Here is a 12,307-nt window from a genome sequence, read left to right as displayed (position 1 = left end):
CTAAATTTTACTTACCGGCATCCACCAAAACAGCAAGCCTATCACAATAGTGATTTATTCAGTAAAATTCAGAATTCTTATCGACAAGAACAACGATACCTTCAATATCCATAAATTTTATGGAAAATTACAATTAATTTGATCGATTTTCTGTTTCAGATGTTGAGTTTAGGTTCATTATTGTATTTTTTTCACCCGCATCCTGCGATACCACAATACAGAATGTACTTTTTTATGTCCGAAGACAAATTCACTAATGGTGTCCGTAATGAAACAACCTGTCCATTACCGAACAATTTCCAATGACCATAACACAACTAACTGACTGATAAAAAGAAAGATAACTATGGCATCATGATTGAATTAAGGGCACATCATAATTATCGCATTCATGGACAGGGAGCTATCTCAAACATTTAAAAGAAAAAGAATTGTCACTACCATTTTGATTACCAGCATATGCCTGGCAGTTATAGTTGCAGCTTTTATTACATTCAGGGGAACCATCAGACCGGCAGTTAATCACGGTGAGATAGAAATTGGGACTGCCGACAAAGGTACTATAGAGGCCACTATTTCTGCATCCGGCACTGTAATCCCTCAATATGAATTTACGATCACCAGTCCTATTCATGCTAAAATTGAAAAAGTACTTCATGCTCCGGGCGAATTAATTAATGCAAGGGAATCTATACTGTCACTCAATAAAGAAACCACATTGAGTAATTACACCAAGATGCTGGATGAACAGGCAGCCAACCACAATAAGATCGACCAGTTGAAATTGAGTCTGGAAAGGTCTTTAGGTGAACTGGAAACTCAATACACCATTAAAGAAATGAATATCCAAAGCCTGGAAACTGCGCTTGATCATGAACGTTCTTTGCTGAGTATAGGTAGCAGCACAGCAGAACGGGTAAAACAAGCCGGTCTGAACCTCCAAATCTCGAAACTGGAACTCAAGCAGCTAAAAAACCAGATCGGCAATCAAAAGAAAGCGATGCAGAATGACATGAAAAGCCTGGGCTTTCAGATCAGCATACAGAATAAAAATATTGCTGAGTCTAATAAAAAACTGAACCTCGCTGAGGTCCGCTCGCCCGCAAAGGGAATGATCACCTGGGTAATTGATAAAATTGGAATTGAGGTTGGTGAAGGGGCTGAACTGGTCAGGGTTGCGGATATGAGCAGCTTTAAAATAGATGCGAAGATCTCAGACGAATATGCTGCGAACTTAAAGCCGGGGGGAACTGTCATTGTGAGGATAGACAAGACCGATTTAAGGGGACAAATTACCAATATCATGCCCGAAGTAGACAATGGTATGATTAAGTTTTTTGTTGGGCTAAATAAAAATAATGACCCTATACTCCGCTCGAACCTTAAAGTGGATGTGTTTGTCGTCATCGCTGTAAAAGATAATGTGGTACGAGTGAAGAATGGTCCTGCATTTAATGGCTCTGATCAGCAAAAGGTATTTGTAATAAAAGGCAATGAGGCGGTATCAAGGAACATCAGTGTAGGGATCAGCAATTTTGACAAGGTGGAAATCCGCTCGGGACTACAGCCTGGGGAACAGATCATTGTTACAGAAATGAATGATTTTAAGAACATGGATAAAGTCATCATTAAAAACTAAACGGGCAAATGAAAACATACATTTTTATTACGTTTGCCTTCTTCCCTATCTTACTCCAGGCACAAACAAAAGAACCGGAACTGAAACTGAGCTTAGTGCAGGCAGTTGGTCTCGCAAGGGAAAATTCTACCGCTGCGCTTCAGGCGGCTACGCTAAAAGAAACCAGGTATTGGCAATACCGCAATTACAAGTCTGACTATCTACCCCAGGTTAGTTTGGATGCATCTTTACCTGATTTTACCAGGAATAATGTTGCTGTTACCCAGCCAGACGGCACAGTCGAGTTTCGCCCGGTGGCCAATGACAATTCTCAATTGAACCTGGGGATCAAACAGCCATTGAGGTTTAGCGGCGGACAAGTATTCATGAGTTCAAACCTCCTCCGTTTTCGTGATTTTGACCGCAAACAGACGCGGTATTCAGGCAGCCCCCTTGTCATAGGCTTTAATCAGCCGCTCTTTTCTTTTAATTCCTTCAAGTGGGATAAAAAGATAGAACCCTTAAAATATGAGGAGTCTAAAAAGAAATACACAGAAGACCTGGAATATATCAGTAAAATGGCCTCAACACTGTTCTTTGACCTCCTCATTGCCCAGATCAATCATGAAATAGCGGTTAAGAACAAAAAGAATAACGATACATTGTACAAAATCGGGGAAATGAAAGCAGGCATGGGTAAATTATCAAGAGATGAACTGATGCAGCTGAAACTCGCTTCTCTAAATGCCGGGAAGGCATTGTCGCAGGCCGACTTATATGTGGAAAGCGCCATGCTGAACTTTAAGTTTTACATCGGCAATAAAAGTGATGCTGCAATAGCGCTCCTGCTGCCAGAAAAACTGGCGAAGTTTGATATAGATATGAGTATAGCCATCAGCGAAGCCCGAAAGAACAAACACCAGACGGTAGAGTTTAGAAGGACATTGCTGGAAGCGCAAAAAGAGGTGGCCAGAGCGCATGGCGACAATGGATTGAATGCAAGCTTATTCGCTACTTTTGGACTGAGCAACAAGGCAAATGACATACCCGGTATTTATTCAAATCCTAAAGATCAGCAGACATTGAGGATCGGTGTACAGGTACCCATCCTGGATTGGGGACGGTCAGCAGCCCGAATTAAAACCGCACAGGCAAATCAGAAATTGGCAGAATACAGCATTGCCATGCAGGAAAATAACTTTGACCAGGAGATTTATACCCAGGTGAAGCAATTTAAACTGATACGCGAGCAAATGCAAAACAACGTAGCGGCAGATGTAACTGCGCAGGAAAGGTATGAGATCGCGAGAAACAGGTATTTGCTGGGCGACCTGAGCATTACCGATTTAAATATAGCTTTGCAGGAGAAGGATCAGGCAAAAAGGGACTACATCATGTCTCTAAAGAATTTTTGGGATGCGTATTACAACATCCGCGTATTGACTTTATATGATTTTGAAACAGGAAACAGAATTGGAACTTCAGATTAATAATAGCAGCATGATTAAATTAACAGCTATAGAAAAAGTATACCGTACCAGCAGCATAGAAACGCTGGCCTTAAACAGGGTAAACATCACGATAAATAAAGGCGAATTTGTGTCTGTAATGGGCCCGTCGGGTTGCGGAAAAAGTACGCTATTAAATATTATGGGATTACTCGATGAGCCTACTTCAGGTCAAATTGAGATTGACGACAAAATCATTGGCAATTATGCGGACAAGGCTATGGCTCATCTGCGCAATGAAAAACTAGGCTTTATATTTCAAAGCTATCACCTCATCAGTGACCTCTCTGTACTGGACAATGTAGAGATTCCCTTGCTTTACCGCAAGGGGATTTCAGGTACACAGAGAAGAAAAAAAGCTTTGGAGGCATTGGAAAAAGTCGGTTTGAGCAGCAGGACCCAGCATTTTCCTAATCAGCTTTCAGGCGGCCAGCGGCAAAGGGTAGCCATTGCCCGTGCAATCATAGGTAATCCAGAAATCATTCTGGCCGATGAACCTACAGGAAACCTCGACAGCATCATGGGGCAGGAGATCATGAACATCATGCTCAGGTTAAACGCAGAGGGGACAACAATCGTGATGGTTACCCACGATGAACAGATGGCAAACAAGACACAAAGGATCATCCGGTTTTTTGATGGCAGACAAGTAAACTAGTAAGGCATGTTAAAAAACTATATAAAAATCGCTTTTAAAGTGATGATGCGACAGAAATTCTTTACCGCAGTGAGTCTGTTTGGAATCAGCTTTACCATCATGATTTTCTCTATTCTGCTGGGTTTGTTTGATTTCGTTTATGGGAACAATGCTCCAGCTGTACATCATGATAGGATGATTTACTTTGAAGGAATGTCGACCAGTAAAAAACCCGATTACTTCTCCTATTTAATTGCAGACAGCAGTTTTTATAACGAGATAAGAAAACTGAAACAGGTACAGAATGTCTCTCTGTATAGAGAAAGTACACTCAGTTCTTTTAGAAAAGACAGGGTAGTTACTTTCAATACCGCCTATACAGACGCAGAACACTGGAAAATCTATGATTTCACATTTTTAGAAGGACGACCATATAATCAAAAGGATGTCCAGGAGAAACAGGCCTATACCGTTATTAGTGAATCTGTTAAACACTACTATTTTGGTGATAAACCAGCCCTGGGACAATATATTGGCGAACATCCAAAACTCAAAGTCATAGGCGTAGTCAAAGATGGGATCAGCATATTCAAAGCGGGTACTGAAGCCGCTTCAATATGGATTGCCTCTGGTATTTACGTTGGTTATACCGACATGCAGGCGACTATCCTGGTTCGATCAAAAAGGGAAATTCCCGTTGTTAAGTCTGCTTTGGAAGGAATTGCTAAAAGGACAGCAATTTACAAAAGCATTGGAGGAAAACTTACGATAAATGCAGACACCATTTTTGAAAAACTGGATTTTGATGAGGCATCTATTTTTCTGGGAGGATTTCTATTTTTCATCATGGCCATACCTGCACTCAATATGATGGGATTAAATGTTGGGCGAATATCAGAACGGAGTTCAGAAATCGGAATCAGAAAGGCATTTGGTGCGTCTTCATCTGCCTTGGTCGGACAGTTTATTACCGAGAACATCATCATCACTTTTATAGGTGGAATTTTAGGCATCCTACTTACTTTCGCTGCGTCAGATATGCTTCTTGAAGTCATCTATTATGAAAATCCGGAGACAGCTTTTGCAAAAGGGAATTTCATGCTCAATTGGAAAACCATTGGTTATTCCATGACATGTATACTGTTCTTTGGGTTTTTGTCCGGGATAATTCCAGCCTGGCGCATGTCAAGACTACATGCGATTAAAGCATTGAAAGGGGGTTCATTATGATCAGACATCTATTTAAACTCACGTGGAACAAAAAGAAAAAGCATATCTTTTTAATTGTGGAGCTGTTCTTTTTCTTTCTTGCAACTGGTTTTATTGCATTGTTTCTCTATGAAACTGGTGTTTTAAAACAAAAACGTCCGACATTCAACATAGAAAACCTGATTTCAATTGATTATAGGTTTATGTATACCGGCGACACTACTTTTTCTTATTTAACAGAAGAACTAAAGCAAATTAAAGAGATCAACCAAATTAGTATTGCAAGCTATATACCTTATAGTCCAGTAACAAATCCAAGATCCGTGACCTATAAGAAGAAAAAAACTGATGTTGCAGCGGTAAATGTAGATGATAAATATCTTAAGATATTGGGGTTGAAGCTAAAATCAGGGAGGTGGATTGAGAAAAAAGATTATCACTTGTCGACTAAAGTAGCTGTTATCGATGCCGGCACTAAACAAAAATTGTTTCCTGACCATGAGGCAATTGGTCGAATTATTAATATCAGTGGTATACCACATCAGGTTATTGGTGTGGTAGAGAACCTCAATGATCCAAGTGTCGGCAGCAATTACAACCAGAATGTTTTTACTCACGACCCTCAGGGTGCGGCCTCCGTCCTGCTGAAACTAAAGACTCCCATGAATGAGGATATTTACAAGAAGGTAAAGCAAACAACAGATCGGTTCATGCATAGAGATAATATCATGCCTGTCTCTCAATATAAGGAAAAGCATGAAAAAGAACAATTTATTCCTCTGCTCATTCTTTCCCTGCTATCGGGCTTTTTGGTCATCAACATCATCCTGGGTCTCTTTAGCATCTTGTATCAAAACATCAATACCCGCCGTTCTGAAATAGGCCTAAGAAGGGCTGCCGGTGCAACTTCTGCCGATATTTACCGTCAGATCATGATGGAAATGTTTTTAATCGCTACCCTTGCGCTGATCCCCTGTCTGATTGTTGGCTACCAGTTTATGGCTTTCAATGTATTGAATGCAACTACAGGCGGCTATATCTGCGCGATGGTCTCGGGATCTGTGACCATTTACTTACTGGTGATCATCTGTGCTTTATACCCTGCTAGAATGGCTTCAAAGATTCATCCTGCAGAAGCCTTACATGATGACTAAATGTGTTATTTTAGCTATTTATTAATTTATTTGATTCATGATCCTGATAATTGACGACGATGTAGCTGTAAGGACTTCCCTGAGCCTGTTTTTAAAGCATGAAGGTTTTGTGGTTTTCGTGGCCGCTACTCCGGAAGAGGCTTATCCGATCATTGAGCAGCAAGCGCTAAAGAGTGTGTTGCTCGACATGAACTTTTCTATGGAAACATCGGGAAAAGAGGGATTAATCGCCCTTTCAAGTATCAAGGAGATGAAACCGGACCTACCTGTGATACTCATGACCGGCTGGGGTTCTATACCCATCGCAGTAGAAGGCATGAAAATAGGCGCCTCAGATTTCATCAATAAGCCCTGGGACAATACAGCCCTTCTTGAATCTATACATACCGCTATAAAACTTTCAGGAGATGACGACCAAGGTAAAGCAGGATCAGTTACCCGCAAGCAGCTCAATGACAAGTTTGGATTTGAGAACATCATTGGCGATGATCCGCAGCTGCAATCTGTACTAAAAACTATAGGCCGGATCAGTGCGACAGAAGCTTCAGTTCTGATCACTGGCGAAAGCGGGACAGGTAAAGAATTAATTGCCGAGGCCATCCATCAGAACAGCTCTAGAAGACACAAGCCCTTCGTTAAGGTAAACCTGGGTGGGATTTCATCGTCTTTATTTGAAAGCGAAATGTTTGGTCACAAACGCGGCTCTTTTACTGATGCAAGAAACGACCGCATGGGAAGGTTTGAGATGGCCAACAAGGGTACCATCTTTCTGGATGAAATAGGTGATCTGGATTTGAATAGCCAGGTAAAATTGTTGAGGGTATTGCAGGACAGAACTTACGAGGTACTGGGTGACAGCAAAACCCGTACGGTGGATGTGAGAGTGATCTGTGCCACGAACAGAAACCTTAAGGAAATGGTGGCTGAAAAAAAGTTTAGGGAAGATCTGTATTACCGCATCAACCTCATCCTGATTCAACTCCCTCCTCTCCGTCAGCGCAAAGACGACATTCCTTTATTGGCCAATTATTTCATCAATAATCTGAAAGCCTTATATGGCAGGGATAAACTGAAGATCAGTCAGAAGGCCTTGTCCTGGTTAAAGGAGTTATTTCTTTCCGGCAACATCAGGGAACTGAAAAACATTGTAGAGCGCACTGTACTTGTTTCAGATAAGGACACATTGGAAATAAAGGATTTTGAACAACAGCTGGATGCTTCTGGAGTAGCAAAAGTGAGTAACGAAGTACCTGCCGTAGGAAGCATGACCATTGATGAAATGGAGCTTTCTATGATCAAAAAAGCAATGGAGTACCATCAGCAAAACATCAGCAAAGTAGCGCGTTGTCTCGGACTGAGCCGTGGCACTTTATACCGAAAACTGGAGAAATACAATATTCCCTATGAAACTCAAAAATAAGTTCATCTTCTTCAGCATTGTCATACACCTGGCGTCCATCTTCCTGCTGGTGAATTTGCCGACCAGTAAAACTTATGTCATTATCGTAGGAGAAGTGCTGATCTTGTTTTCTATAATACTATCTGTTTGGCTGTACAGGGGGATCAGTCAGCCCGCCAAATTTATTTCTGCAGGCATTGAAGCGATAAAAGATCAGGATTTCAATACCCGACTGGCAAAAACCGGACATAAGGAAATGGATCGGCTAATCGGTGTATACAACCAGATGATTGACCAGTTGAGGGAAGAACGCATCAGGCAGAGTGAAAAACATTATACACTGGACAAGTTGATTCAGGCATCTCCATCGGGGATTATATTGCTGGAGGAGAATAACCGCATCAGCTCGGTAAACACCGCAGCAGTGCGCATGCTGGGAACCAATAGGGAAACGTTAAAAGGTATGTTGCTGAGCGATATCCCCGGACAACTTGCAAATGAGATCGGCAAACTGGAAAACGGGAAAGCAGAGGTGATTAATTTAAATGGTTCGGCGGTTTATAAATGTCAGAAAGCTCATTTCGTTGATCTGGGATATTCCCATTATTTCATTATGATTGAGGAACTGAACGATGAAATTTATAAGAAAGAGAAAAATGCTTATGATAAGGTAATCCGCATCATGTCGCATGAGACGAACAATTCCATAGGGGCAATCAATTCGATATTGTCGACTGTCATCAACTTTAAAGATCAGCTGCTGATAGAAAACCGTGAAGATTATGAGAATGCTTTGAATGTGGCCATCAACAGGAATAAAGCACTGAGCAATGTGATCTCCAACTTTGCAGATGTGGTGAAAATACCGGAGCCTATTTTCGAACGCTACGACATCAACAAGCTGATGAGGTCGGTGCAATCTCTTATGGAGGCCGAAGGCAGACAGAAGCAGGTACATTGGAAACTTGATCTTTGTGATGAGGAAATTCCGGTTGACATAGATGTGCAGCAAATGGAGCAGGTATTGATCAACATCGTGAAAAATGCACTTGAGGCCGTAGAAATAAATGGGACTATTGTATTGAAAAGTTCACGCTCACCATTGAGCATTTCAGTCGCGGATAATGGCATCGGCATTTCAAAGGAGATTGGCCAGCATCTGTTCACTCCATTTTTCAGTAGTAAAAAGAACGGACAAGGCATAGGGCTTACGCTAACCAGAGAGATCCTGCTAAACCATCACTTCCGCTTTTCTTTGGAAACTGACGGGGGCTGGACGACTTTTAAGGTTTTCCTTTCATAACCCTTGATAAAACTTCATCTTTCTTTTGTCTGGAAATCGGGACCTGACTTCCATCTTCCATTGCAATATAACCACCATCTGATTTTACATAGGCTGATATCTTAAGAAAGTTGATCAGGTGTGATTGGTGGGTTCTGATAAACTGACGATTTTCCAGTAACTCCTGATATTCCTTCAGGGTTTTACATACCAGGTATTGTTTCTGATTGTCTAAATATATATGCGTATAGTTGCCCTCTGCCTCAAGTCTGATGATTTTGTTGACCGTCAGAAATTCTATTTTATCTGACAAAGGAATTGCGATCCGCTGTTCATCATCTCCCCTATCTATATTAGCTACAAGCTCCTTTAAACGTTCGTTTTCCTTTTTAGGATTAATCTGCCTGATGGCCTTATCGACAGCATTACTCAACTCCAGGATGTTAATGGGTTTTAATAAATAATCAATAGCGCAACTTTTTACTGCCTGTATCCCGTACTTGTCAAAAGCCGTAACGAATATCACTTCAAATGTCTGATGATCCTCCAATAGCTTCAACAGATCAAAACCTGAAACCTCACCCATTTCTATATCCAGAAAAAGCAAGTCAGGTTTTAGTTCCCTGATTAATTTTAGAGCTTCAGTTGCAGAACCTGCTTCTGCAATGACCGCTACATTCGGACAGTATTCAAGCAGCAACTGACGTAAATTTGCCCTGCTTTTCGGTTCATCGTCAATTAATATTGCTTTTAAGATCATCATTAGTCTATTGGAATGGTTAATATAGCGGTAACACCACTTTGATTCTCACCTAAACTACTGCTTAACTCCAAATTCCCTGCAAGTCCTCCCGCATTTAACAAATTCAATCTTTCCCGTACCAGCTTTAGTCCAAAACTCTGATGATGCGTGGAGCCTTTTTCCTTCAAACCAGCACCATTATCGGTTACTATAATTTTAAGGTAAGGCTGTTGATAATTAATGCTAATAACCAACTCTCCTTCTGCTCCTTTTTGAGCCAGTCCATGTAATACTGAGTTTTCAACAAGCGGCTGAATGATCATACCCGGAATCTCCGTCAACCGGGTATTCACGTCCGGAGAAATATTTATTTCAAATTTAAAATCAAATCGCAGTTGCTCTAACTCGCAGTAAAGTTTGATTGCTTCCAGTTCATCTGAAAGGGTCACAAAGCTTGCCTCAGAATTATTCAATACCCTTCTCATCAGTAGCGAAAACTTTTCAAGGTATATATTTGCCTGGAGGTATTGTTTATCATTAATTAGGTACTGAATAGAATTCATGGAATTGAAAAGGAAATGAGGGTTCATTTGAGAACGGATGGCCTTAATCTCCAACTCCCTGATTTGATTTTTCAATGCATTCTTCTTTTTTAATTCGGTCAACCTTGCTCTGTACACTGCAAAAATGATAATAGAGGTAAATAAGATGGAGCCAACGCTCCACCCTATAGTATTGATTAACGATGCTTTTTGTTCAGGGGTCATCGTATCTGAAGCTATTGCTTTTTTTATCAAGTCCTCGACCCTATTATCGATTGCATGATCACCAATCACGGTAGACAACAGATAGCTGGATATGACGCGAAAATCTGAATCAAAGGTAAACACCTTAGTCTCCATAAATTTAATATCGACGCCTTCCTGTTGCTTATCTCCTTCACCGCTTAATTCTACGTAAGTCACATCGGTTAACTCTTTCAATTTTTGAACAATCCGGCTCTTCTCCAGTGTAGGAACATTTAATTGTGCAATCACAAAATGAACCTGATTACCCTTTTGCTTTTTGATAAGGTTGATATAACCTTCCAGAATATTGGGGTTCTCATAGTTCACAATAAGTACCAAAGGTTTCCCTTTAAATTTGGTCAGGTTAAGCAAACTTCCATCTTTCAGAAACAGTTCTTTTACCGGACTTGGACTACCGGGCAGCCATTGTCTCACTTTCGTCCAAAGTACTTTAATGGGATTAGTGAGTGAGGTATCGCCGCAAACACTAATGAAATCCTCATAATATGGCTTTAACCTTTCCGTGCTCGCCAAATCACTTCTACCAAGTTCTTCCTTGAAGGACTCAGAAATTGAATAATATAGAGGATATCCTTTTAAAGAGGCTAATGAAGTTGCAAAGTCTGCAAAGAAACCATACTGATCACCATTGACCATAGCTAATTTCACCTGCTGATAATTAAGCAACTCGCTTAAATAAAACTGATAATACCAATTATCTTGCAGATTATCCATCAAAACCGGCATGGTATCAATACTCAGAAAAAAGCCTTTAGGAAACTCATCAAAAGATCTATTTGATTTTAATCTTTGGAGGTAGTTATTAGGTAAAATGTATTCAAGTTTAGTTCTCCCCTGTACATAGCTATATTCAGCGATGTAATGGTTTAGCACCTCTGATGAGACACGGTTTTTATAACGTTTTAATATCGCATCAAAATCATCCTTGCCTTTTTTCTGAAAAGAAATAAATTCCTCAGGTGATTTAGCCTTAAAGTTATTTTCATTAGTAACAAATTGATCCTCATAGACAGCTTTGAGTTCTTTACTAAGCGCAGCTTTTGCCGCACAATTACCTGAAAAGGAAACGGCTTTATTAAAATCTAATGCATCAGCCTTTATCAAAAGCGTATCTGAAGGCTTCAGAAATACATCCAAGGTCTTTAAATTGGCTCCTTTACCAAAAAATAAGCTAGTCATTGACTTCGGGTCGACTAAAATATTTGCAGTGAAAGATCCGTCTTTATCAAACTTAATAAGTTCATCGTTGATATATAGACTATCACCCTCAGCTATGTGCGCAATATTACCCCTGATCACCGCATTTTTTGGAAGGCTAAAAGAGGCCGATTTTACATATGCATTGGCAAGGTAATCTCCACCTACAGCATTCTTCAAACTTAACTGGATTTCTTTTGCAGTCTTGCCTGACATTAGGGAAGTTACTATTGCCTCAGAAATTTGCTTCAGATGTATTTTGCTTAAAATGCTATCGGGAGAAAATGTAATAATTGGATCAGAACGCCTGGACTTCACACTTATTAGCGTAAAGTCAATCTTCTGAGGGTACGACAAGGATTTCAGTTTTAAAATTTTACCGCTTACATCTGTAGTTAATTCATAGACCTGCTTAGTTAAGCTCTTCATGTTATTTTCCAGATATGGAGGATAATAAGAATCGTACCCGACCCACCTGTTTGCGCCCGTTGAAGTCTTTAAGTTCATTCGGTCAAACGAAACTTTAAACACCAGATTTCCATCTGCTGATTTTTCAGATACCTCATACCTGATATTAAAGTTATAGTCCATGGTACGGGAGACATCAGTAACCTGTACATCTGTTTCAAACCAATCTCCTGATTTTAGTCTTAATACGGGCTCTCCTTTTTTTGCAAAGAGCATTTGGGGTGACGTGAGCAATAGAATTATTGCAAGGCTCAAAAGTTTTTTATGTTTCATATTTTTAAGAT

General features: G+C 40.3%; 9 protein-coding genes. 7 read left to right on the top strand and 2 right to left on the bottom strand.

Annotation, left to right across the window (positions count from 1 at the left end):
• The first annotated feature begins 391 nt into the window (after nt 1–391).
• From FA047_RS00945 to FA047_RS00915, 7 genes are read left to right on the top strand one after another with little or no spacing between them, the layout of a single operon-like run.
• A complete protein-coding gene (locus tag FA047_RS00945) occupies nt 392–1,639 on the top strand; it encodes an efflux RND transporter periplasmic adaptor subunit (RefSeq protein ID WP_136834117.1) in 1,248 nt (415 codons plus the stop codon).
• Between the two features lie 8 nt (nt 1,640–1,647).
• Entirely contained in the window at nt 1,648–3,108 is a 1,461-nt protein-coding gene (locus tag FA047_RS00940; RefSeq protein ID WP_136834116.1) for a TolC family protein, read from the top strand.
• A gap of 10 nt (nt 3,109–3,118) precedes the next feature.
• Nucleotides 3,119–3,784 carry an ABC transporter ATP-binding protein gene (locus FA047_RS00935; protein WP_136834115.1) on the top strand — a complete coding sequence of 222 codons (666 nt, stop codon included), beginning with the start codon at nt 3,119–3,121 and terminating at the stop codon, nt 3,782–3,784.
• 6 nt (nt 3,785–3,790) lie between these two features.
• Nucleotides 3,791–4,993 carry an ABC transporter permease gene (locus tag FA047_RS00930; RefSeq protein ID WP_136834114.1) on the top strand — a complete coding sequence of 401 codons (1,203 nt, stop codon included), beginning with the start codon at nt 3,791–3,793 and terminating at the stop codon, nt 4,991–4,993.
• On the top strand, nt 4,990–6,126 hold the full coding sequence (locus FA047_RS00925) for an ABC transporter permease (protein WP_136834113.1): 1,137 nt from the start codon (nt 4,990–4,992) through the stop codon (nt 6,124–6,126). Before FA047_RS00930 ends, FA047_RS00925 begins: the two co-directional genes overlap by 4 nt.
• Nucleotides 6,127–6,163: 37 nt before the next feature.
• Complete coding sequence (locus FA047_RS00920; RefSeq protein ID WP_136834112.1) at nt 6,164–7,546, top strand: sigma-54-dependent transcriptional regulator; 1,383 nt, start codon at nt 6,164–6,166, stop codon at nt 7,544–7,546.
• A complete protein-coding gene (locus FA047_RS00915; RefSeq protein WP_136834111.1) occupies nt 7,530–8,828 on the top strand; it encodes a sensor histidine kinase in 1,299 nt (432 codons plus the stop codon). The genes FA047_RS00920 and FA047_RS00915 overlap by 17 nt, the downstream gene beginning before the upstream one ends.
• Here the strand turns inward: FA047_RS00915 and FA047_RS00910 are convergent.
• Nucleotides 8,809–9,570 (bottom strand): LytR/AlgR family response regulator transcription factor, encoded by a 762-nt coding sequence (locus tag FA047_RS00910; protein WP_225872596.1) that lies wholly within the window; start codon nt 9,568–9,570, stop codon nt 8,809–8,811. The genes FA047_RS00915 and FA047_RS00910 overlap by 20 nt on opposite strands.
• Nucleotides 9,570–12,296, bottom strand: a complete 2,727-nt coding sequence (locus FA047_RS00905) for a sensor histidine kinase (RefSeq protein WP_136834110.1) — start codon at nt 12,294–12,296, stop codon at nt 9,570–9,572. The genes FA047_RS00910 and FA047_RS00905 overlap by 1 nt, the downstream gene beginning before the upstream one ends.
• Between the last annotated feature and the right edge of the window lie 11 nt (nt 12,297–12,307).

Source organism: Pedobacter frigoris (genome assembly GCF_005116445.1).
Classification (GTDB): Bacteria; Bacteroidota; Bacteroidia; order Sphingobacteriales; family Sphingobacteriaceae; genus Pedobacter; species Pedobacter frigoris.
This window is presented reverse-complemented; position numbering and strand designations above follow the sequence as displayed.

Coding starts and splice junctions, on each gene's coding strand:
- FA047_RS00945 (WP_136834117.1), top strand. CDS start 392: ATGGACAGGGAGCTATCTCAAACATTTAAAAGAAAAAGAATTGTCACT.
- FA047_RS00940 (WP_136834116.1), top strand. CDS start 1,648: ATGAAAACATACATTTTTATTACGTTTGCCTTCTTCCCTATCTTACTC.
- FA047_RS00935 (WP_136834115.1), top strand. CDS start 3,119: ATGATTAAATTAACAGCTATAGAAAAAGTATACCGTACCAGCAGCATA.
- FA047_RS00930 (WP_136834114.1), top strand. CDS start 3,791: ATGTTAAAAAACTATATAAAAATCGCTTTTAAAGTGATGATGCGACAG.
- FA047_RS00925 (WP_136834113.1), top strand. CDS start 4,990: ATGATCAGACATCTATTTAAACTCACGTGGAACAAAAAGAAAAAGCAT.
- FA047_RS00920 (WP_136834112.1), top strand. CDS start 6,164: ATGATCCTGATAATTGACGACGATGTAGCTGTAAGGACTTCCCTGAGC.
- FA047_RS00915 (WP_136834111.1), top strand. CDS start 7,530: ATGAAACTCAAAAATAAGTTCATCTTCTTCAGCATTGTCATACACCTG.
- FA047_RS00910 (WP_225872596.1), bottom strand. CDS start 9,570: ATGATGATCTTAAAAGCAATATTAATTGACGATGAACCGAAAAGCAGG.
- FA047_RS00905 (WP_136834110.1), bottom strand. CDS start 12,296: ATGAAACATAAAAAACTTTTGAGCCTTGCAATAATTCTATTGCTCACG.